The 21,832-nt window shown below is 70.7% G+C and carries 20 protein-coding genes; 10 read left to right on the top strand and 10 right to left on the bottom strand.

Annotated elements, in window-relative coordinates; translation table 11 throughout:
- Positions 1 to 14: 14 nt before the first annotated feature.
- Genes miaA through mutL form a run of 3 tightly spaced genes read right to left on the bottom strand, consistent with a single transcriptional unit; the run spans position 15 to position 3,807 of the window.
- The gene (miaA, locus tag AACH10_RS19390) at positions 15 to 977 is read right to left on the bottom strand and encodes a tRNA (adenosine(37)-N6)-dimethylallyltransferase MiaA (RefSeq protein WP_341412135.1); all 963 of its coding nucleotides are present in this window, start codon (positions 975 to 977) and stop codon (positions 15 to 17) included.
- Positions 964 to 1,725: a pseudouridine synthase gene (locus AACH10_RS19385; RefSeq protein ID WP_341412134.1), complete on the bottom strand. Its 762-nt coding sequence runs from the start codon at positions 1,723 to 1,725 to the stop codon at positions 964 to 966. The genes miaA and AACH10_RS19385 overlap by 14 nt, the downstream gene beginning before the upstream one ends.
- Before the next feature lie 33 nt (positions 1,726 to 1,758).
- On the bottom strand, positions 1,759 to 3,807 hold the full coding sequence (mutL, locus tag AACH10_RS19380) for a DNA mismatch repair endonuclease MutL (RefSeq protein WP_341412133.1): 2,049 nt from the start codon (positions 3,805 to 3,807) through the stop codon (positions 1,759 to 1,761).
- Positions 3,808 to 3,852: 45 nt separating this feature from the next.
- Here mutL and AACH10_RS19375 point away from each other — a divergent pair, with 45 nt between their 5' ends.
- Positions 3,853 to 4,500, top strand: a complete 648-nt coding sequence (locus AACH10_RS19375) for a DedA family protein (RefSeq protein ID WP_341412132.1) — start codon at positions 3,853 to 3,855, stop codon at positions 4,498 to 4,500.
- Positions 4,501 to 4,647: 147 nt separating this feature from the next.
- Here AACH10_RS19375 and AACH10_RS19370 read toward each other — a convergent pair whose 3' ends face one another.
- Positions 4,648 to 6,066, bottom strand: a complete 1,419-nt coding sequence (locus tag AACH10_RS19370) for an N-acetylmuramoyl-L-alanine amidase (RefSeq protein WP_341412131.1) — start codon at positions 6,064 to 6,066, stop codon at positions 4,648 to 4,650.
- A complete protein-coding gene (gene tsaE / locus AACH10_RS19365) occupies positions 6,063 to 6,587 on the bottom strand; it encodes a tRNA (adenosine(37)-N6)-threonylcarbamoyltransferase complex ATPase subunit type 1 TsaE (protein ID WP_423228638.1) in 525 nt (174 codons plus the stop codon). The genes AACH10_RS19370 and tsaE overlap by 4 nt, the downstream gene beginning before the upstream one ends.
- Positions 6,588 to 6,659: 72 nt before the next feature.
- Here tsaE and queG point away from each other — a divergent pair, with 72 nt between their 5' ends.
- Positions 6,660 to 7,715 (top strand): tRNA epoxyqueuosine(34) reductase QueG, encoded by a 1,056-nt coding sequence (gene queG / locus AACH10_RS19360; RefSeq protein WP_423228637.1) that lies wholly within the window; start codon positions 6,660 to 6,662, stop codon positions 7,713 to 7,715.
- Here queG and AACH10_RS19355 read toward each other — a convergent pair.
- The 5 genes from AACH10_RS19355 to AACH10_RS19335 form a co-directional block, all read right to left on the bottom strand.
- The gene (locus AACH10_RS19355) at positions 7,706 to 8,374 is read right to left on the bottom strand and encodes a histidine phosphatase family protein (RefSeq protein ID WP_341412130.1); all 669 of its coding nucleotides are present in this window, start codon (positions 8,372 to 8,374) and stop codon (positions 7,706 to 7,708) included. The two genes, queG and AACH10_RS19355, sit on opposite strands and share 10 nt — an antisense overlap.
- 355 nt (positions 8,375 to 8,729) lie before the next feature.
- Positions 8,730 to 9,497, bottom strand: coding sequence for an ABC transporter ATP-binding protein (locus AACH10_RS19350; RefSeq protein WP_423228636.1), 768 nt, complete (start codon positions 9,495 to 9,497; stop codon positions 8,730 to 8,732).
- Positions 9,498 to 9,556: 59 nt separating this feature from the next.
- Positions 9,557 to 10,471 carry a nitrate ABC transporter permease gene (gene ntrB, locus AACH10_RS19345; RefSeq protein ID WP_341412126.1) on the bottom strand — a complete coding sequence of 305 codons (915 nt, stop codon included), beginning with the start codon at positions 10,469 to 10,471 and terminating at the stop codon, positions 9,557 to 9,559.
- 25 nt (positions 10,472 to 10,496) lie between these two features.
- Entirely contained in the window at positions 10,497 to 11,750 is a 1,254-nt protein-coding gene (locus tag AACH10_RS19340) for a CmpA/NrtA family ABC transporter substrate-binding protein (protein ID WP_341412125.1), read from the bottom strand.
- A gap of 309 nt (positions 11,751 to 12,059) precedes the next feature.
- Positions 12,060 to 12,698, bottom strand: coding sequence for an ANTAR domain-containing response regulator (locus AACH10_RS19335; RefSeq protein ID WP_341412124.1), 639 nt, complete (start codon positions 12,696 to 12,698; stop codon positions 12,060 to 12,062).
- A gap of 42 nt (positions 12,699 to 12,740) precedes the next feature.
- Here AACH10_RS19335 and tsaD point away from each other — a divergent pair, with 42 nt between their 5' ends.
- From tsaD to secG, 8 genes are all read left to right on the top strand, one after another.
- Positions 12,741 to 13,781, top strand: a complete 1,041-nt coding sequence (gene tsaD / locus AACH10_RS19330; protein ID WP_341412123.1) for a tRNA (adenosine(37)-N6)-threonylcarbamoyltransferase complex transferase subunit TsaD — start codon at positions 12,741 to 12,743, stop codon at positions 13,779 to 13,781.
- Between the two features lie 58 nt (positions 13,782 to 13,839).
- On the top strand, positions 13,840 to 15,162 hold the full coding sequence (locus AACH10_RS19325; RefSeq protein ID WP_341412122.1) for a branched-chain amino acid ABC transporter substrate-binding protein: 1,323 nt from the start codon (positions 13,840 to 13,842) through the stop codon (positions 15,160 to 15,162).
- Positions 15,163 to 15,182: 20 nt separating this feature from the next.
- Positions 15,183 to 16,358, top strand: a complete 1,176-nt coding sequence (locus AACH10_RS19320; protein ID WP_423228635.1) for a pyridoxal phosphate-dependent aminotransferase — start codon at positions 15,183 to 15,185, stop codon at positions 16,356 to 16,358.
- 199 nt (positions 16,359 to 16,557) lie between these two features.
- Positions 16,558 to 16,827, top strand: coding sequence for a 30S ribosomal protein S15 (gene rpsO / locus AACH10_RS19315; RefSeq protein ID WP_341412119.1), 270 nt, complete (start codon positions 16,558 to 16,560; stop codon positions 16,825 to 16,827).
- A gap of 281 nt (positions 16,828 to 17,108) precedes the next feature.
- Entirely contained in the window at positions 17,109 to 19,439 is a 2,331-nt protein-coding gene (gene pnp / locus AACH10_RS19310; protein WP_341412118.1) for a polyribonucleotide nucleotidyltransferase, read from the top strand.
- Positions 19,440 to 19,505: 66 nt separating this feature from the next.
- Positions 19,506 to 20,498 carry an NAD(P)H-quinone oxidoreductase gene (locus AACH10_RS19305; protein WP_341412117.1) on the top strand — a complete coding sequence of 331 codons (993 nt, stop codon included), beginning with the start codon at positions 19,506 to 19,508 and terminating at the stop codon, positions 20,496 to 20,498.
- Between the two features lie 14 nt (positions 20,499 to 20,512).
- Positions 20,513 to 21,253: a triose-phosphate isomerase gene (tpiA, locus tag AACH10_RS19300; protein WP_341412116.1), complete on the top strand. Its 741-nt coding sequence runs from the start codon at positions 20,513 to 20,515 to the stop codon at positions 21,251 to 21,253.
- A 65-nt stretch (positions 21,254 to 21,318) separates the two neighbouring features.
- Positions 21,319 to 21,687, top strand: a complete 369-nt coding sequence (secG, locus tag AACH10_RS19295) for a preprotein translocase subunit SecG (protein ID WP_341412115.1) — start codon at positions 21,319 to 21,321, stop codon at positions 21,685 to 21,687.
- Positions 21,688 to 21,832 lie beyond the last annotated feature (145 nt).

Raw genomic sequence — 21,832 nt, 5'->3', positions numbered from 1 at the left:
TGGCCGTGCGGCGCTCAGGCCGGCGCCGCCATCTCGCCCAGTGCGGCCAGGCCACGCGCCAGCGCATCGGGCGCGTCACAGGCCACGGCGCGGTGCGGCATGCTGCGCAGCCAGGTGATCTGGCGCTTGGCCAGCTGGCGCGTGGCGGCGATGCCGGTGTCGCGCAGCACGTCCCAGCCGGGGCCACCGGGCTGCAGCGCATCGCCGTGCTCGTCCAGCGCCGTCCAGGCCTGGCGGTAGCCCACGCAGCGCATGGCCGGCAGCGCCGGGTCCAGGTCGCCGCGCGCGCGCAGGCGGCGCACCTCGTCCAGAAAGCCGTCGGCCAGCATCGCGTCGAAACGCTGCGCGATGCGCCGGTGCAGCCAGGCGCGGTCCTGGGGCATCAAGGCCAGCAGCGGCAGCGCCATGCCCTGCACGGCCTGGCGGCCATGGAAGGCCGAGATCGGCTCGCCGCTGAGCTGCCAGACCTCCAGCGCACGCTGGATGCGCTGGGCGTCATTGGGCTTGAGCCGCGCGGCGGTGACCGGGTCCACCTGCGCCAACTCGGCATGCAGGGCCGGCCAACCGTGCGCGGCAGCGCGTTCGTCGATGGCGGCGCGCACGGCCGGGTCGGCCGCCGGCATCGCGTCGATGCCGTCGATCAGCGCCTTGAAGTACAGCATGGTGCCGCCCACCAGCAGGGCCAGGCGGCCGCGCGCGTTGATCTCGCCGACCAGCCGCCGCGCATCGGCCACGAACTGCGCGGCCGAGTAGGCCTCGGTGGGCTCGCGGATATCGATCAGGTGGTGCGGCACGCTGGCCCGCTCGGCCGCACTCGGCTTGGCGGTGCCGATGTCCATGCCGCGGTAGACCAGGGCCGAATCGACGCTGACGATCTCCAGCGGCCAACGCACCGCGGCCGCCAGCGCCAGCGCGCTCTTGCCGCTGGCCGTGGGGCCGGCCAGGCCGATGGCGCGCACCGGCTCAGAAGCGTTCATGGGGCCCGAGGTAGCGCCACTGGCCGGGCGGCAGCTTGCCCAGCACCACGCTGCCGATGCGCACGCGCTTGAGGCCGAGCACGTCCAGGCCCACCAGGTCGCACATGCGGCGGATCTGGCGCTTGCGGCCCTCGCGCAGCACGAAGCGCAGCTGGTCCTCGTTCGCCCAGCTCACCTTGGCGGGCTTGAGCTGGCGGCCATCGAGCTCCAGGCCGTGCTGCAGCAGCGCCAGTTGCTTGGGCGGCAGCGGGCCGGCGTGGCGGTGGCGCACGCGCACCAGGTATTCCTTCTCGATGCGGCTGTCGTCGCCGATCAGCGCCTTGGCGATGCGGCCGTCCTGGGTCAGCACCAGCAGGCCGGTGGAGTCGATGTCCAGCCGGCCGGCCGGCGCCAGGTGGCGCTGGTGGTGCGGCTGCCAGCGGATCGGGGCGCGGTCTTCCTTCCAGCGCTTGTCGCCGGTGACCAGCACGCTGGCCGGCTGGTAGCCATCCTCGGCCTGGCCCGAGACATAGCCGATGGGCTTGTGCAGCAGCACCGTGACGCGCAGCGCCTGCTGCTGGCGCGCGGCCGGGTCGATGTCGATCTGCGCATCGGGCTGCACGCGTTGGCCCAGCACGGCCACCTGGCCGTTCACGCGCACCCAGCCGGCGTCGATCCACTCGTCGGCCTCGCGGCGCGAGGCCAGGCCACGCTCGGCCAGCAGCTTGGAGACGCGGATGCCGTCGGCGGAGGCGGGTTGGTCGCTCATGGTGTGTGTTGTTCTTGTGGGAATGAAAGGGGGTCAGCGGCCGCGCAGGAACAGGTTGTCCAGCTCGCGCAGCGTCACCTGGCGCCAGGTGGGGCGGCCGTGGTTGCACTGGTCGGCGCGCTCGGTGCGTTCCATGTCGCGCAGCAGGGCGTTCATCTCGGGCAGGGTCAGCGCCCGGTTGGCGCGCACCGCGCCATGGCAGGCCATGGTGGCCAGCAGCTCGTCGCGCGCGCGCTGCACCAGGCGGCTGGCGTCGCCGTGGCCCAGCTCGGCCAGTTCGGCCAGCACCGCGCGGGCCAGGGCCACCGGGTCGGCATCGGGCAGGGCGGCCGGGCGCTCGCGCACGGCCAGCGTGCCGGGGGCGAACTGATCGATGGTCAGGCCCAATTGGGTCAGCGCCTCGGCATGGGTCTCGGCCGCGGCCACCTCGGTGGGCGTGGCGGCGAAGGTGGCCGGGATCAACAGCGGCTGGGCCGCCAGCGTGTCGCCACCGATGGCCGCCTTCAGCCGCTCGTAGACGATGCGTTCGTGCGCGGCGTGCATGTCGACGACCACCAGGCCTTGCGCGTTCTCGGCCAGGATGTAGGCGCCGGCCAGCTGGGCCAGCGCGCGGCCCAGCGGCCAGGTGGCGGCGTCGCCATCGGTGCGCGACGGCGAGGCGGCCGAGGGGCCAGCGGCGGTGGGCGATGGTATGGCCGTGCCCAGGCTGGTGCCGGGTCGATCGGTCAGCGCCACGCCGGACGCGGAGGGGGGCGTCAGGCCGGGCGCCAGGGTGGCCGCCAGGCCGGTGTCGGCCCGCGTGGCGACCGGCTGCGAGGCGGCCGGTGCAGCCCAGCGCGGCGTCGGCTCCTGCGCGTACAGCAGCGCCAGGTCCTGCAGGCCCAGCGACACCTGGCCACCCGCACCCACCGGGCGCCAGGGCTCGGCGACCGGGGTGGCGGGCCGCTGCGGGTTGCCGCGGCCGTTGAAGTCATTGGCCGGCCAGGCGATGGCGGCCTGCGTGCCGGGCGCGGCGGTCTCACCGGCCTCGCCAGCCGTGAACGCCGGGGCGCGCGATTCGGCCAGCGCTGCCTCCACGGCGTAGCGCACGGCCTGGTGCACCTCGCGCCCGTCACGGAAGCGCACCTCGATCTTGGTCGGGTGCACGTTCACATCCACGCGCAGCGGGTCGATGTCGATCATCAGCACATAGCTGGGCTGGCGGCTGCCGTGCAGCACGTCCTCGTAGGCGGTGCGGGCGCCGTGCGCCACCTGGCGGTCGCGCACGAAGCGGCCGTTGACATAGACGTACTGCTGATCGGCCCGCGCACGCGCCGCATCGGGCAGGCCCACGCGGCCGTGGATGCGCACGGTGTGGCCCAGGGCCGCGGCCTCGGGCAGCGCGCGGCTCTGGGTCAGGAAGTCGTCGCCCAGCACGTCGGCGATGCGCTGGTCCAGCGCCTGCCGCGGCGTGACGCCCTCGCCGGTGGCGCGGCGCCACTGATCCACCAGCTTGCCCTCGTGCCAGACGGCAAAGCCCACATCGGGGCGGGCCAGGGCGTGGCGCCGCACGGCTTCCAGGCAGTGGGCCAGCTCGGTGGCATCGGTCTTCAGGAACTTGCGGCGCGCCGGCGTGGCGAAGAACAGTTCGCGCACCTCGACACTGGTGCCCACCGCGCGGGCCGCGGCGGCCAGTTCGCCCGAGCGCGCGTCCAGGCGCGAGGCATGCGGCGCATCGGCCGTGCGGCTGGCGATCGCCATCTCGGCCACCGAGGCGATGGCCGCCAGCGCCTCGCCGCGAAAGCCCATGGTGTGCACCGACTCCAGGTCGTGCAGGCTGCCGATCTTGCTGGTGGCGTGGCGGCGCAGCGCCAGCGGCAGCTCAGGCGCAGGGATGCCCGCGCCGTCGTCCTCCACCACGATGCTGCGCACACCGCCGGCCAGCAGGCGCACGGTGATCTGGGTGGCGCCGGCATCCAGCGCGTTGTCGACCAGTTCACGCACCACCGAGGCCGGGCGCTCGATGACCTCGCCGGCGGCGATCTGGCTGATCAGCTCGTCGGGCAGTTCACAGATCGGGCGGCGCGGGGCGGTGGCGGTCATCGGGCGGGATTATCCCGTCACGCCCCGCCGTGATAATCCGCCGCCATGGATGCACTGTTGCTGTTGGTGGACTTCGTTCTGCACGTCGATCGCCACCTGAAGGAATTCGTCGATGCCTATGGCGGCTGGGTCTATGCCCTGCTGTTCCTGATCGTCTTCGTGGAGACAGGTCTGGTGGTGATGCCCTTCCTGCCGGGGGATTCGCTGCTGTTCGTCGTGGGCGCGCTGGCCGGGGCCGGGATGATGAGCTACCCGCTGGTGATGGCGCTGCTGCTGGTGGCGGCGGTGGCGGGCGATCAGGCCAACTACAGCATCGGGCGCTTCTTCGGGCCCAAGGTGTTCCAGTGGGAGGACAGCCGCTGGTTCAACCGCCGCGCCTTCGACCAGGCGCATGCCTTCTACGAGCGCTACGGCGGCATCACCCTGGTGCTGGCGCGCTTCATGCCGTTCGTGCGCACCTTCGTGCCCTTCGTGGCCGGCGTGGCCGAGATGAGCCGCGGCAAGTTCAGCTTCTACAACGTGACCGGCGCGCTGCTGTGGGTGGTGGGCCTGGTGACCGCGGGCTACCTGTTCGGCAACGTGCCCTGGGTGCAGACCCACCTGTCGAAGATCATCTGGGCCATGATCATCATCCCGGGCCTGATCGCGATGTTCGGCGCGTGGAAGGCGCGGCGGGCGTCGGCGGCGGCTTGAACGCTCCATCTGCTGAAACCTCCTGAACGGCAGCGCCAAGCGCTCAACAGTCGGCGCGAGGCCAAGGCCACCGGGTGGGCATAGAACCGCATGCGGAGACCGTGCCGGGCATCCGGGTGCGGCTGGCCCCGAACCCCACTCAGCAGGTCAAAGCACCCGCTGCCTCGCCAACGGCGGATTGCGCGCGAAGTACCGGCGGATGCCGGTGAACAAGGCCTCGACCAGCTTGTGCTGGTAGTCCTCGTCGCGCAGCTTGGCCTCTTCTTCCGGGTTGGAGATGAAGGCCGTCTCCACCAGGATGCTGGGCACGTCGGGCGCCTTCAGCACCGCGAAGCCGGCCTGCTCCACGCTGCGCTTGTGCAGCGCACCCACGCCGCCGATCAGCGACAGCACCTCGCGGCCGATCTTCAGCGAGTCCTTGATCTGCGCGGTGGTGCTCATGTCCAGCATCGCGCGCAGCACCTCGCGGTCCTTCACGGCCACGGTGTTCACGCCGCCCACCAGGTCGGCGGCGTTCTCCTTGTCGGCCATCCAGCGCGCGGCCGTGCTGGTGGCGCCGTTCTGCGACAGCGCGAACACCGAGGCTCCGCGCGCCGCCGGCGTGATGAAGGCATCGGCGTGGATCGACACGAACAGGTCGGCCTGCACCCGCCGCGCCTTGCGCACCCGCTCGTGCAGCGGCACGAAGAAGTCGGCATCGCGGGTCAGCATCGCGCGCATGCCGGGCACGCTGTTGAGGCGGTCGCGCAGCTTCAGCGCGATGGCCAGCACCACGTCCTTCTCACGCAGGCCGCTGGGTCCGATGGCGCCGGGGTCTTCGCCGCCGTGGCCGGGGTCGAGCGCCACCACCACCAGGCGGTCGATCTGGCGCACCTCGTCGGCACTGAGCGGCGGGGCCGGCGCCGGGGTGGACTGCGGCCGCGAGGCCACCGCCGCCGGCGGCTTGGCGGCCACGGCCGGCGCGCTGGCGGCGGCAGGCACCGGGGTCACCGGGGGCAGGGGCACTGGGACCACCGGCAGCGGCGGGCGCTGGATGTCCTTGATGAAGTCGCCCAGCGCGTCGTTGACGCTCTGCGTGGCCTGGGCCTCGGCGCGTTCCTTCTCGCGCACCAGTTCCAGCAACGGGTCGCGCGCCTCGCTGGGGTAGAGGTCGAACACCAGGCGGTGCTTGTAGGCGGCTACCGGCTCCAGCGTGAACTGCTGCGGCGCCACGGCCTGCTTCAGGTCGACCACCAGGCGCACCACGCGCGGCTGGTTCTGGCCCACGCGCACGCCGGCAATGTAGGGGTCGTCGGCGCGCACCTTGCCCACCAGCTCGCGCAGCGCCGGGCTGAGTTCCAGCTGGTCGATGTCGATCACCAGGCGAGGCGGGTTCTCGGCCATCTGCATGCGTGCGGCCAGGGCCGTGTCGCTCTCGATCGTGACGCGGCTGTAGTCCTGCGCCGGCCACACGCGCACGGCCACGATGGCGGCGCCCCAGGCCAGCTCGGCCGTGCCCAGCGTCAGCGCCACGGCGCCCAGGCCGTGCAGGGCCTGGCGGCGGTTGATGCGGCGGGACGGCGTCATGCAGTGCCTGGCGACGCAGCGGCAGCGCGCAGCCCGGCCAGCAGGGCCTGGCCCGTGGCGGTGGCGGCCTGCACGCGCACGCGCCGCGCGGCCTCGTCCAGCGGCTCGATGTCCAGCCGCAGGTCGGGCACCGGCAGCAGGCCGGCGGCCTTCTCGGGCCATTCGGCGATCTTCAGGCCGGGGCGGGCGAACACGTCGCGAAAGCCCGCGTCCACCCACTCGCGCGGATCGCCGAAGCGGTAGAAATCGAAGTGCGCGGCCTCGCGGCCATCCGCCAGGGTGTAAGGCTCCATCACCGCGTAGGTGGGGCTCTTGATGCGGCCGGTGATGCCCAGTGCGCGCAGCAGGTGGCGCACGAAGGTGGTCTTGCCGGCACCCAGCGGGCCGTGCAGCTCGATCACGCCATCGGCGATGCCGGGCAGGGCCGCCAGCTGCTGCGCCCAGGCAGCGCAGGCGGCCTCGTCGGGCCAGAGACAATCCAGGGTTTCGGGTGGCAACGGATGCGTGACGGACACGGGCAGGGTCAAGGTGAGGCGGCGGCGGGGCAGGGCGGTGCGCCATCAACGCGCGACCTGCACGCGCTGTGGACACGCCTGCAGGCCTGGGCCGCCGAACTGGGATTTTCCCAGATCGGGGTGGCCGACGTGGACCTGGCCAGCGCCGAGCCCGGCCTGCTGGCCTGGCTGGCCGCCGGCTGCCATGGCGAGATGGCCTACATGGCCAGCCACGGGCTGAAGCGTGCACGCCCGGCCGAACTGGTGCCCGGCACGCTGCGCGTCATCACCGCGCGCATGGACTACCTGCCGGCCGCCGCGCCTGCGGACTGGCAGGCCATCGCCTTCGACCGGCTGGCGCAGCCGCGGCAGGCCAGCGTCTCGCTCTACGCCCATGGGCGGGATTACCACAAGGTGTTGCGCCAGCGCCTGCAGAAGCTGGCCGACCGGCTGCAGGCCGAGATCGGCCCGCGCGGCCACCGCGTGTTCACCGATTCGGCGCCGGTGCTGGAGGTGGAACTGGCGCAGCGCAGCGGCATCGGCTGGCGCGGCAAGCACACGCTGCTGCTGGCGCGCGAGGGCGGCTCGATGAGTTTTCTGGGTGAGCTCTTCGTCGACCTGCCGCTGCCGGTCACTGCGCCGGCCAGTGCGCACTGCGGCCAGTGCACGGCCTGCCTGGACGCCTGCCCCACCCAGGCCATCGTGGCGCCGTACCGCGTGGACGCGCGGCGCTGCATCAGCTACCTGACGATCGAGCACGACGGGCCGATCCCGGTCGAGTTCCGCGCCGCGATGGGCAACCGCATCTACGGCTGCGACGACTGCCAGCTGGTGTGCCCGTGGAACAAGTACGCCGGGCGCAGCGCACTGGCCGACTTCGACCCCCGGCCTGCCGTGGCCGCAGCCGAGTTGCTGGCCCTGTGGGCGTGGGACGAGGCCGCCTTCCTGCGCCACACCGAGGGCAGCGCCATCCGCCGCATCGGCCTCGCACGCTGGCGCCGCAACCTGGCGGTGGCGCTGGGCAATGCCTGGCGTCAGACGGGCGACGCGGCCATCGCCGCCGCGCTGCAGGCCGCGCTGCCGGCGGCCGATGCGCTGCTGAGCGAGCACATCAACTGGGCGCTGGCGCAGGGCGCTGTTCCGGATCAGGTGTAGGTGACCCAGTCGCGGTGCTCCGGGCTGTCCAGGTGGGGCAGCGCGTTGTAGGCCACCAGCACGTGGCGCTTCGGGTTGAACGAGAACTCGCAAATCGCGCTGTTGCGCAGTTGCATGTTCAGGTCGATGCCGGTCTCGGCCGGTGTGCCCAGCACCAGGCCCACGGCGGTGGAGATCGGCCCGCCGCTGGACACGATCAGCACATCGCCGCGGTGCTGGCTGCGCACATGGTCCAGCGCCGCCTGCACGCCGGCGGCGAAATCGGCATAGGTCGGCATGCCCTCGGGTTGCAAGGCCCCGGCCATCCAGCCCGCCAGACCCTGGCGCAGCAGGCGGAAGTGGTGCTTGTAGGCCTCGGGCGTGGTGGGCTTGCCGAGCGGGCCTTCATGCACCGTGGCCAGCACCGCGTGGCTGTCGTACTCGTTCAGGTCGGGCAGGCGCAGCGCCTCGTGCTGCTGGCCCAGGCCGCGCGCCAGCGCGTCGTGTGATTGCAGGTGGCGCTGCAGCGTGCCGGTGATCACCGCCTCGAAGCGTTGGCCGCGCGCACGCAGGTACTCGCCCAGGCGTTCGCATTGGCGCTCGCCCAGGGGGCTGAGCTGGTCGTAGTTGTCGGCGCCGAACGAGGCCTGGCCGTGGCGCACGAGGTAGAGGGTTCCCATGCGGCGGGATTCTCGCGGTGGCCCGGATCCGGTCTTGTCGCGGCGGCGACCGGCCAGCGGTGCACTGCACCGGTGCGTGCGGTGCCGCAGTCTGGTGCGCGGGGCGGCGGCAGGCAGAAAAAAACCCCCCGGCCTGTGGGCCGAGGGGTTGGACGAAAGGGCCTGACTGCCCTGCTGAGGAGATAGACAGACACCGTTGCCGGCATCGATGAACATTCAGCAAACGGCGTGCCAGTGCCGGCTCTGTTGCGTCGATGCGGTGTGGGGGGCGGCTCAGGCGAGCGCCGGGCCGCCCCAAGCCGCCTGAGCACCCGCTCGGCGGGTGGTCGCCGTACCCGGCGACCGGGTGCACCGTTCAGGCTGCGACCTTCTCGACGTGGCCGTGCCGCGTGTACAGGAAGTCGATCACTTCCTTGCGGCAGTGCATGTAGGCCGGGTCTTCGGCCAGTTCCACGCGGTTGCGCGGGCGCGGCAGGTCCACCGCCAGGATCTGGCCGATGGTGGCGGCCGGGCCGTTGGTCATCATCACGATGCGGTCACTGAGCAGCACGGCCTCGTCGACATCGTGCGTCACCATCACCACGGTGCTCTGGGTGCGGGCCACGATCTTCAGCAGCTCGTCCTGCAGCTTGGCGCGGGTCAGCGCATCCAGCGCGCCGAAAGGCTCGTCCATCAGCAGCACCTTGGGCTCCATGGCCAGGGCGCGGGCGATGCCCACGCGCTGCTTCATGCCGCCCGACACCTCGTGCGGGCGCTTGGTGGCGGCGTGGGCCATGTTCACCAGTTCCAGCGCGGCCTGGGTGCGGGCCTTCAGCTGGGCCTTGCTTTCCTTGGCGCCGAACACGCGCTCCACCGCCAGCATCACGTTCTCGAAGCAGGTCAGCCAGGGCAGCAGGCTGTGGTTCTGGAACACCACCGCGCGCTCGGGGCCGGGGGCCGCGATCTCCTTGTTGTCGCAGATCAGCGCGCCCGAGGTGGGCAGCGTCAGGCCGGCGATCAGGTTCAGCAGCGTGCTCTTGCCGCAGCCCGAGTGGCCGATCAGCGCGATGAACTCGCCCTTCTCGATGCCCAGGTTGATCTCGCGCAGCGCATGGAAGCGGCCCTTCTTGGTGGTGAACACCATCTCGGCGTTCTGCACTTCGATGAATGAGGACATGGTCGTTTCCTTCCGGTGGGTCGGGTTCAGTCGTCGAACGAGAAGCGCTTGGCGATGGCCACCAGCGCCTGCTCGAGCAGCAGGCCCACGATGCCGATCACGAAGATCGCGATGATGATGTGCTGGACATTGAGGTTGTTCCACTCGTCCCACACCCAGAAGCCGATGCCCACGCCGCCGGTCAGCATCTCGGCGGCCACGATCACCAGCCAGGCCGTGCCCACCGACAGGCGCACGCCGGTCAGCATGTAGGGCAGCACGCTGGGGAACAGGATCTTGGTGATGACCTTCCACTCGCTGAGGTTCAGCACGCGGGCCACGTTCAGGTAGTCCTGCGGCACGCGCTGCACGCCCACGGCGGTGTTGATCACCATCGGCCAGATCGAGCAGATGAAGATCGTCCAGATCGCCGCCGGGTTGGCGCTCTTGAACACCAGCAGGCCGATCGGCAGCCAGGCCAGCGGCGACACCGGGCGCAGCAGGCTGATCAGCGGGTTGACCATGTGGGACAGGAAGCTGAAGCGCCCCAGCATGAAGCCCAGCGGAATGCCCACCAGCGCGGCCAGCCCGAAGCCCAGCGCCACGCGCTGCAGCGAGTTCAGGATGTTCCAGCCGATGCCCTGGTCATTGGGCCCGTTGCGGTAGAACGGATCGCTGAACAGCTTGACCGCCGCGTCCCAGGTCTTGGCCGGGGTGGGGAAGGCGGTGGAGTTCTGCGTGGCCAGCGCCCACACGCCGATCAGCAGCGCCATGCCCAGGATGGGCGGCAGCACCTGGAGCGCCAGGCCGCGCCAGTCGAAGGGCTGGCGCTCGGGCTGGGGCGCCTTGACCGCGGCGGCCGGTGCGGCAGGTGCCGCGGCCGGCTTGGACGCGGCCGCAGCGGCGGGCGAGTCGCTGGCGGGCGCCAGGCTCGGGGTGGTATGGAACACGGCACTGACCATGGCAGTTCTCCAGTGAAGATGTCGCTCAGGCCTTGACCTTGAAGCTGTCGGCGTACTTGGCGGGGTCCTTGCCGTTCCACACCACGCCGTCCACCAGCTTGCTGTCGCGCATGTCGCTCTTGGGCAGGCTGATCTTCAGGGCCGAGGCGGCTTGCTTGTAGATCTCGGTCTGGTTGACCTGCTTGGCCACGGCCAGGTAGTCGGGGTGGTCCTTCAGCAGGCCCCAGCGCTTGTGCTGGGTCAGGAACCACATGCCGTCGCTCAGGTACGGGTAGTTCACCACGCCGTCGTTGAAGAACTTCATGTGGTTGGGGTCGTCCCAGGTCTTGCCCAGGCCGTTCTGGTAGCGGCCCAGGATGCGCTGGTTGATCGCGTCGACGCTGGTGTTGACATACGCCTTGTCGGCGATGGTCTCGGCCATCTTCATCTTGTTCTGCAGGCCGGCGTCGATCCACTTGCTGGCCTCGAGGATGGCCATCACCACGGCGCGCGCGGTGTTGGGGTACTTCTTGACGAACTCGGCCGTCGTGCCCAGGGCCTTCTCGGGGTGGTCCTTCCAGATGTCCTGGGTGGTGGTGGCGGTGATGCCGATGCCGTCGATGATGGCGCGGTGGCCCCAGGGCTCGCCCACGCAGTAGCCGTCCATGTTGCCCACGCGCATGTTGGCCACCATCTGCGGCGGCGGCACGGTGATCACCTTGGCGTCCTTCATCGGGTTCACGCCCACGCTGGCCAGCCAGTAGTACAGCCACATGGCGTGGGTGCCGGTGGGGAAGGTCTGCGCAAAGGTGTATTCGCGCTTCTCGGTGCCCATCAGCTTGGCCAGGCTGGCGCCGTCCACGGCGCCCTTGTCCGCCAGCTTCTTGGACAGCGTGATGGCCTGGCCGTTGTGGTTCAGGTTCATCAGCACGGCCATGTCCTTCTTCGGACCGCCGATGCCCATCTGCACGCCGTAGATCAGGCCCCACAGCACATGGGCCATGTCAAGCTCGCCGTTGACCAGCTTGTCGCGCACGCCGGCCCAACTGGCTTCCTTGGTGGGCACGATCTTGATGCCGTACTTCTTGTCGAAGCCCAGCACGCTGGCCATCACCACGCTGGCGCAGTCGGTCAGCGGGATGAAGCCGATGCGCACTTCCTCCTTCTCGGGCTTGTCCGAGCCGGCGGCGTACACGGCGCTCTGCAGGCCGGGGATCATGCCGGCGGCGCCTGCGGCGGCGGCCGTGATGACGGAGCGGCGGGTCATGTTGACGGTGTCCTTGGCGTTCGGGAGAGTCATGGTGGTGGGTGCGGGCGGTGACCTGAAAAACAAAAACGGCGTCCTCGCGTCGCGGCAGGCACTGGGTGTGCGCAGCCACGGGCGGGGACGCCGTCGTCCGGTTGCCGGCAACGCTCGTCATTGAGCGCCGCTGGCGGGGTGGAAAGTCGCCGTTGACCTTCTTGCGAGAGACTCAGCAATCAGCGTGCCAGGCCTGCTCCGGTCGGCCAGGCCCGTTGGCACGCACGCCGCACCGCCAAGGGGTGGGTGTGCGCGTGCTGCAATGCACCATGACGGGGATTGGTGCGCCCGTGCGGGCGCGCATGCACCTCAACCGAGCAGGTCGGCCGCGTCCAGCATGCGCTGGGCGATCTCGGCGATGCGCAGCTTCTTGTCCATCGCGGCGCGGCGCAGGCGGGCATAGGCCTCCTCCTCGCCAAGCCCCAGGCGCTGCATCAACAGGCCCTTGGCGCGCTCGATCACCTTGCGCTCCTGCAGCTGGCTCTTGGCGTCGGCCAGCTCGCGGCGCAGGCCTTCCTCGACCTTGAAGCGCGCCATCGCCACGTCCAGCACCGGCTTCACGCGCTCGGGCGCCAGCCCGGCCACCACATAGGCGGTGACCCCGGCGGCGATGGCGTCGTGCACGTGGGAGGTGTCGTCGTCGTTGGTGAACAGCACGATGGGCCGGCGCTCGTCGCGCGTGGCGATCACCACGTGTTCCAGCGTGTCGCGCGCCTGGCTCTCGGCATCCACGATCACCAGATCGGGCTGGATGCGCGCCAGGTGGTCGGGCAGGTACATGTCGGGCGGCAGCACGGCCACGATGTCGTAGCCGGCCTCCAGCAGGCCGATGCGCAGGCTGCGCGAGCGCTCGGCCTGGCCCCAGGCCTCGGTGTCGTCGGCCTCGGGCACCAGGGTGTCCGGGGCGACGATGACGATGCGCAGGGCACGGGCGGGGGGTGTGGCCATGCATGACGCGATGCAACATCCGCGCCACTACACTCCCGCCCCATGAATGTTCTCGGCATCGAATCCTCCTGCGACGAGACCGGCGTGGCCTTGGTCACGATCGATGGCGGCGCGGTGCCGGCGCTGCGCGCCCATGCGCTGCACAGCCAGGTGGCCATGCACCAGGACTACGGCGGCGTGGTGCCCGAGCTGGCCTCGCGCGACCACATCCGCCGCGTGCTGCCGCTGGCGCGCCAGGTGCTGCACGAGGCCCAGGCCACGCTGGCGGACGTGGACGTGGTGGCCTTCACCCGCGGCCCCGGCCTGGCCGGCGCGCTGCTGGTGGGCGCCGGCGTGGCCTGCGCGCTGGCCGCCGCGCTCGGCAAGCCCACGCTGGGCGTGCACCACCTGGAAGGGCACCTGCTGTCGCCGTTCCTGTCGGCTGACGCCCCCGAGTTCCCCTTCGTGGCCCTGCTGGTCTCCGGCGGCCACACCCAGCTGATGCGCGTGGAGGGCGTGGGTGACTACGAGCTGCTGGGCGAGACCATCGACGACGCCGCCGGTGAGGCCTTCGACAAGAGCGCCAAGCTGCTGGGCCTGGGCTACCCGGGCGGGCCGGCGCTGTCGCGGCTGGCGGCCTTCGGCAACCCCGAGGCGTTTGCATTGCCACGGCCGCTGCTGCACAGCGGCAACCTGGATTTCTCGTTCGCCGGCCTCAAGACCGCCGTGCTCACCCAGCACCGCAAGCTCGAAGCCGCGGGCAACGTGTGCGAGCAGTCGCGCGCCGACCTGGCAGCGTCCACCCAGGCGGCCATCGTCGAGGTGCTGGTGAAGAAGTCGCTGGCGGCGCTCAAGGCCACCGGCCTGAAGCGCCTGGTGGTCTCGGGCGGCGTGGGCGCCAACAGCGCGCTGCGCGAACAGCTCAACACCGCCGCGCAGCGCCGCGGCCTGCGCGTGCACTACCCCGAGCTGGCGCTGTGCACCGACAACGGCGCCATGATCGCGCTGGCCGCGGCCATGCGGCTGCAGGCCGGCCGCGCCGAGGCCGCGCACGACTACGCCTTCGACGTCAAGCCGCGCTGGCCGCTGGACCAGATCGGCTGAGCGCTCCGTCCCCGTTCGATTTCTCCGCTCCGCTGCTTCGGCAGCTTTTCTGTTGATGATGTGTTCCAAACCCGGCGCCCTGCGGCGCCTGAGCCTGGCGGCCGCGGCCGCGCTGTCCACCGCGCTGTCGGCCACCGTGCTGCCTGCCGCCGCCCAGAACACGGCGTCGGCGCCGAGCGCCGAACCGGTGCGCCTGGCCCTGATCGAGGCGCTGTCCGGCCCGTTCGCCAATGCTGGCGAGGCCGTGTTCCGCAACCTGCTGTGGGCCACCGAGCGGGTCAATGCACGCGGTGGCGTCAAGTTGCCCGGTGGCGCGCGCAAGCTGGAACTGGTGCGCATGGACAGCAAGGGCCAGGCCGACGAGGCCCTGACGCTGCTGAAGAACGCCACCGACAAGCAGATCGGCTTCGTGCTGCAGGGCAACAGCTCCAGCGTGGCCAGTGCGCTGATCGACGCGCTGAACAAGCACAACGAGCGCGAGCCGCAGCGCCGCGCCGTGCTGCTGAACTATTCGGCCGTCGAGCCCTCGCTGACCAACGAGCGCTGCAGCTTCTGGCACTTCCGCTTCGACGCCCATGCCGACATGCGCCTGAACGCGCTGATGAGCGTGCTGCAGGACGACAAGGCGCTGAAGAAGGTCTACCTGATCGGCCAGGACTACAGCTTCGGCCAGAACCTGGCCAAGCAGGCGAGGGCGCAGATCCAGGCGCGCCGCCCCGACATCGAGATCGTCGGCGACGAACTGCACCCGATGGGCCGGGTGAAGGACTTCATGCCCTATGCCACCAAGATCCGCGCCAGCGGCGCGCAGGCGGTGGTCACCGGCAACTGGGGCAATGACCTCACGCTGCTGGTCAAGGCCACGCGCGAGCTGGGCGTGCCGCTGAAGTACTACACCTTCTACGGCAATGCGCTGGGCGCCCCCGCCGCGCTGGGCGATGCCGGCGTGGGCGCGGTGCTGGCCGTGGCCGAGTGGCAGCCCAACCTGGGCGATGCCCCCAGCGAGGCGCTGGTGAGCGCCTTCCACAAGCGTTTCCCCGACCCGCGCGACGACTACCTGCATGCGCGCATGCAGGCCCTGGTGGAACTGCTGGCGCAGGCCATGGAGAAGGCGCGTTCGACCGATCCGGCCGCGGTGGCGCGGGCCCTCGAGGGCCTGAGCCTGGACGCCGGCGCGCTGGGCGGCGTGCACCAGGGCACGATGCGCGCGGCCGACCACCAGTTCCAGCAGCCGCTGGTGGTCAGCCTGATGGACAAGGCCGGCACGCCGGGCGTGCGGCACGATGTCGAGGGCTCGGGCTACGGCTTCCGCACCGTGCGCCGCTTCGATGCCCGCGCGCTGGAGCTGCCGCACACTTGCCGCATGACCCGACCGGAGTGAGCCGAATGCCCGAACTGGACCTGCGCCCCCACATCGCCGGCTTGCCCGGCAGCCGCATCCGCGAGGTGGCCAATGCCGCTTTGGACCGCGCCGATATCTTGGCGTTCTACTTTGGTGAGTCCGACGAGGTCACGCCCCCCGAGATCCGCGAGGCGGCGGCCGAGTCCATCGCCCGGGGCGAGACCTTCTACAGCCACAACCTGGGCCTGGCCGAGCTGCGCGAGGCGCTGCGCGGCTACATCGGCGGCCTGCATGGCGATCCGGGGCCCGACCGCATCGCCGTCACCTCGTCCGGGGTCAGCGCGCTGATGCTGGCCATGCAGATGCTGGCGGCGGCCGGAGACGAGGTGGTGGTGGTGACCCCCGTGTGGCCCAACCTGCCGGCCCAGCCGGCCATCCTGGGCGCCCAGGTGCGCCGCGTGCCGCTGGCGCCCGACGCCCAGGGCGCCTGGCGCCTGGACCTGCCGCGCCTGCTGGCGGCGGTGACGCCAGCCACCCGGGTGCTGCTGCTCAACGCGCCCAACAACCCCACCGGCTGGACGCTCGACCGCGCCGAGCAGCAGGCGCTGCTCGACCATTGCCGCCGTACCGGCACCTGGATCGTCGCCGACGAGGTGTACGACCGGCTCTGGTACGGCGACGGCCCGGCGGCACCGAGCTTTCTGGACATCGCCAGCCCCGACGACCGCGTGGTGGTGGTCGGCAGCTTCTCCAAGGCCTTCCTGATGACCGGCTGGCGCCTGGGCTGGCTGGTGCTGCCGCGCGGCGCCATCGACACCATGGCCAAGCTGCTGGAGTTCAACAGTTCCTGCGCGCCGGTGTTCGTGCAGCGCGCCGGCCTGGCCGCGATGGCCATCGCCGACCGCTTCGTGCCGCCGCTGGTGGCGCGGCTGAAGGCCGGGCGCGACCGCCTGTGCCAGGGCCTGGCCACGCTGCCGGGCGTGACCGTGGCCGTGCCGCTGGGTGGCATGTACGCCTGGTTCCGCCCACCGGCCGATGCGCCGGGGGCCGGCGATTCGCTGGCCTTCGCCAAGCGGCTGGTGGCCAAGCACGGCCTGGGCCTGGCGCCGGGCAGCGCCTTCGGGCCCGAGGGCGAGGGCTGGCTGCGCTGGTGCTTCGCCTCGCGCGATCCGGCCCGGCTGGACGCCGGCGTGGCGCGTCTGCGCGCTGCGCTATACTCTGCGGGTTCTGCCTGATACGCGCCTTGCGGCGGGTGCCGGGCGGATCGATGGCACGGCACGGGTCGGTTTCACCCGTGACCGCAAGTGAAGACGCCGCCGCGCGCGCCCGCACCGGGCAGCACGGCAGGCAAACGGAAACCGCCAGGCGCAATTTCGGGGCTTGCCGTCCCGACGCGCCGGCCCGGCGGTTTCCATGACAACGAAGGAAACGCACATGTCCGTGGCCGATATCAACCGCGCCGAAATCGTCAAGGCCAATGCCCGTGGCGCTGCCGACACCGGCAGCCCCGAGGTGCAGGTGGCCCTGCTGACCGCCCGCATCAACGAGCTGACCCCCCACTTCAAGACCCACGCCAAGGACCACCACGGCCGCCGCGGTCTGCTGAAGATGGTGAGCCGCCGCCGCAAGCTGCTGGATTACCTGAAGGGCAAGGCCCCCGAGCGCTACACCGCGCTGATCCAGAAGCTCGGCCTGCGCAAGTGATCCTGCGATGAGCCACGGAGAGCCTGTCTGGTGCCCGCAAGCCCAGCACAGGCTCTTCGCGCTTGTCGCCGCTCTTTCCGCTTCGTTCCACAGGAGCCCGGCCGACCCGTCACGTGGTCATTTCGGGGCAGTGCTGTGTCATTCCAACGGCGTCCACCGCAGCTTGATCGCGGCGGGGCATCACTGGAATGGCATCCCGCCCGACGCGTGAACCTCGCACCGTGTTCCCGGTCCCATCCGGCGCCACCGCAAGTGCGCCTGCATCCAACGGAGACCTGCACATGAGCATGTTCAACAAAGTCACCAAGACCTTCCAGTGGGGCCCGCATCAGGTCACCATGGAAACCGGCGAAGTCGCCCGACAGTCCAGCGGCGCCGTCATCGTCGACATCGACGGCACCGTGGTGCTGGCCACCGTCGTGGCGCGCAAGGAAGCCAAGCCCGGCCAGGACTTCTTCCCGCTGACCGTCGACTACATCGAGAAGACCTATGCCGCCGGCCGCATCCCCGGCAGCTTCTTCAAGCGCGAAGGCCGCCCGAGTGAGCTCGAGACGCTCACCAGCCGCCTGATCGACCGCCCGATCCGCCCGCTGTTCCCCGAAGGCTTCTTCAACGAAGTGCAGGTCGTGGTGCATGTGCTGAGCCTGAACCCCGAGGTGCAGGCCGACATCGCCGCGCTGATCGCCTCGAGCGCCGCTTTGAGCGTGTCGGGCATCCCGTTCAACGGCCCGATCGGCGCCGCGCGCGTGGGCTACATCAACGGCGAGTACGTGCTGAACCCCGGCAAGGCCCAGCTGGCCGACAGCAAGCTGGACCTGGTGGTGGCCGGCACCGAAGCCGCCGTGCTGATGGTCGAGTCGGAAGCCGACCAGCTGTCCGAAGAGGTGATGCTGGGTGGCGTGGTGTTCGGCCACGACATGGGCAAGATCGCCATCAACGCCATCCATGAGCTGGTGCGCGACGCCGGCAAGCCGGTGTGGGAATGGGCCGCCCCGGCCAAGGACGAGGCCTTCATCGCCAAGGTCACCGAGCTGGCCGAGCCCAAGCTGCGCGCCGCCTACCAGATCCGCAGCAAGCAGGCCCGCACACAGGCATGCCGCGCCGCCACCAGCGAGACGCTGGCCGCGCTGAAGGCCGAAGGCCTGACGTTCGACAGCGTGGCCGTGGAAGGCTTGCTGTTCGAGATCGAAGCGCGCATCGTGCGCGGCCAGATCCTGGCCGGCGAGCCGCGCATCGACGGTCGCGACACCCGCACCGTGCGCCCGATCGAGATCCGCTCCAGCGTGCTGCCGCGCACCCACGGCTCGGCGCTGTTCACCCGCGGCGAGACCCAGGCCCTGGTGATCGCCACGCTGGGCACCGAGCAGGACGCGCAGAAGATCGACGCGCTGGCCGGCGAGTTTCAGGACCGCTTCCTGTTCCACTACAACATGCCCCCGTTCGCCACCGGCGAGACCGGCCGCGTGGGCAGCCCGAAGCGCCGCGAGATCGGCCACGGCCGCCTGGCCAAGCGCGCCCTGGTGCCGCTGCTGCCGGCCAAGGAAGACTTCCCGTACACGCTGCGCGTGGTGTCCGAGATCACCGAGTCGAACGGCTCGTCGTCGATGGCCTCGGTGTGCGGTGGCTGCCTGGCGCTGATGGACGCCGGCGTGCCGATGAAGGCCCACGTGGCCGGCATCGCCATGGGCCTGATCAAGGAAGGCAACCGCTTCGCGGTGCTGACCGACATCCTGGGTGACGAGGACCACCTCGGCGACATGGACTTCAAGGTGGCCGGCACCACCGCCGGCGTGACCGCCCTGCAGATGGACATCAAGATCCAGGGCATTACCAAGGAAATCATGCAGGTGGCACTGGCCCAGGCCAAGGAAGCCCGCATGCACATCCTGGGTGTGATGCAGGCCGCCGTGGGTGAGGCCAAGGCCGATGTGAGCCAGTTCGCGCCGCGCCTGTACACGATGAAGATCAACCCCGAGAAGATCCGTGACGTGATCGGCAAGGGCGGCGCCACCATCCGTGCGCTGACCGAAGAGACCGGCACCCAGATCGACATCGGCGAAGACGGCACCATCACCATCGCCAGCACCGACGCCGACAAGGCCGCCCTGGCCAAGAAGCGCATCGAGGACATCACCGCCGAGGCGGAAGTCGGCGCGATCTACGAAGGCCCGGTCACCAAGATCCTGGACTTCGGCGCGCTGATCAACATCCTGCCCGGCAAGGACGGCCTGCTGCACATCAGCCAGATCGCCCACCAGCGCGTCGAGCGCGTGGAGGACTTCCTGAAGGAAGGCCAGGTCGTGAAGGTCAAGGTACTCGAGACCGACGAGAAGGGCCGCATCAAGCTGAGCCTGAAGGCCCTGCTCGAGAAGCCCGAGGGCTACGAGGAAGAGCGCTTCGAGCGTCCGCGTCGCGAGTACGGCGACCGCAACGACCGCGGCCCGCGCGGTGACCGTGGCGACCGCGGCCCCCGCCGTGATCGCGGCGACCGCGGTGACCGTGGCGAGCGCGGTGGCGACCGCCCCGAGCGCGCCGAGCAGGCCCCGCGCGAAGCCGGCGAGGGCGCGCCCGCAGCCGAAGGCCACGAGCAGCAGCAGCAACAGCAGCAGTAAGCCGCTGCGCTGACGCCGCCGCTTCCGCCAGACCCGTTCCAGACCCACACCGCAGGAGTCGAGACCATGCGTGCGATCGAGATCAAGAGCTTCGGAGCCCCCGAGGTGCTGGTCGAGTGCACCCGGCCCGACCCGGTGCCCGCGGCCGGCGAACTGCTGGTGCAGGTCACCGCCTCGGGCATCAACCGGCCCGACGTGCTGCAGCGCAAGGGCGCCTATGCGCCTCCGCCAGGCGCGTCGGATCTGCCGGGCCTGGAGATCGCCGGCACCATCATTGGTGGTGACGCGGCCGGACTGGCGGCGGCGGGCTTCCGACTCGGCGACCGCATCTGCGCCTTGGTGGCCGGCGGCGGCTATGCCGAGCGCTGCACCGCGCCGATCGCGCAGTGCCTGCCGGTGCCGGCGGGCCTGAGCGACATCGAGGCGGCGGCCCTGCCGGAGACCTTCTTCACCGTCTGGTCGAACGTGTTCGACCGCGGCGCGCTGCAGCCCGGCGAGACCCTGCTGGTGCAGGGCGGCTCGTCGGGCATCGGCGTGACCGCCATCGCGCTGGCCAAGGCGCTGGGCGCCAAGGTGCTCGTGACGGCGGGCAGCGACGACAAGGTGGCCGCCTGCGTGGCCCTGGGCGCCGATGTCGGCATCAACTACAAGACGCAGGACTTCGTCGCCGAGGTCAACGCCGCCACCGGTGGCCGAGGCGCCGACGTGGTGCTCGACATGGTGGCCGGCGACTACGTGGCGCGCGAGGTGCAGTGCCTGGCCGATGATGGCCGCATCGTGATCATCGCGGTGCAGGGCGGCATCCAGAGCGGCTTCCATGCCGGTGAACTGCTGCGCCGGCGCCTGACCATCACCGGCAGCACCTTGCGTCCGCGTTCGGTGGCGTTCAAGGGCGCCATCGCGGCGAATCTGCGCGCCCGGGTGTGGCCGCTGATCGAGTCCGGCCAGGTCAAGCCGGTCATCCACACGGTGTTCCCGGCGGCCCAGGCCGCTGCGGCCCATGCATTGATGGAGTCCAGCACGCACGTCGGCAAGATCGTGCTCGACTGGACCGCTTGAAGGAGTTTCAGACCATGCGACGCAAGCTTGTGGCCGGCAACTGGAAGATGCACGGCAGCCACACCGCCAACGCCGAGTTGCTGGCCGGCATCACCGCCGCGCGGCCCTTCGGCTGCGACGTGGCCGTGTGCGTGCCTTTCCCGTACCTGTCGGAAACCGCTGTCGCCCTGGCGGCCAGCGAGGTGCGCTGGGGCGCGCAGGACTGCTCGGCCCATGAGCAGGGCGCCTACACCGGCGAGGTGTCGGCGGCCATGCTGGCCGAGTTCGGCTGCCGCTACGCCATCGTGGGCCACAGCGAGCGCCGCCAGTACCACGCCGAGACCGACCAGCAGGTGGCCGACAAGGCCAAGGCGGCACTGGCCCGCGGCATCACGCCCATCGTCTGCGTGGGCGAGACCCTGGCCCAGCGCGAGGCGGGCGAGACCGAGTCCGTGGTCAAGCGCCAGCTGTCGGCGGTGATCCACACACTGGGCCACTGCGCCGGCGAGATGGTGGTGGCCTACGAGCCCGTGTGGGCCATCGGCACCGGCAAGGTGGCCACGCCCGAGCAGGCGCAGGCCGTGCACGCCGTGCTGCGCGCGCAGTTGAAGGCGGCCACGCCGCAGGCCGACGCGATGAAGATCCTGTACGGCGGCAGCATGAAGCCCGACAACGCCGCCACGCTGATGTCGCAGCCCGACATCGACGGTGGTCTGATCGGCGGCGCCAGCCTGAAGGCGGCCGACTTCGTGGCCATCTGCCGCGCGGCCAGCTGATCAGCCGCGATCTGTGAGGCCGCGGCGCGCGGGCGCCCGGCCGGAAGTTTTGGAGAACGACAACGATGACTATCTGGATCAACCTCGTGCAGGTGCTGCAACTCGTGGCCGCCATCGCGATGATCGGCCTGGTGCTGGTGCAGCACGGCAAGGGGGCCGACATGGGCGCCTCGTTCGGCAGCGGTGCCTCGGGCAGCCTGTTCGGTGCCACCGGCAGCGCTAACTTCCTGTCGCGCTCGACCGCGGTGTGCGCCACGGTGTTCTTCATCTGCACGCTGCTGCTGGCCCTGCTGTCGAACAGCCAGTCGACCGCCCGCGCCACCGGCGGTGGCAGCGTGCTCGACCGCGCGGCGGCGGCCGCCAGCGCCCCGGTGGCCGCATCGGCGGTGCCGGCACCCGCGGCATCGGCGGTGGGTGGGATCCCGACCAAGTGATGCCCTGGGGCTGCCGTGCGCTGGCACGGCGGCGCCCTGGCGCGCATGATTGTCATCAAGCATTCGCGCAAACCCGAAGAAACGAGCAATCTTCGATATAGAATTCGAGGCTGTTCAGCGAGCAAATCCTCACGCCAGCTGAACA

It is taken from the genome of Pseudaquabacterium inlustre (assembly GCF_038066595.1).
Classification (GTDB): domain Bacteria; phylum Pseudomonadota; class Gammaproteobacteria; order Burkholderiales; family Burkholderiaceae_C; genus Pseudaquabacterium; species Pseudaquabacterium inlustre.
The sequence above is the reverse complement of the archived record's forward strand: the minus strand, read 5'-3'. Positions and strand labels throughout refer to the sequence as shown.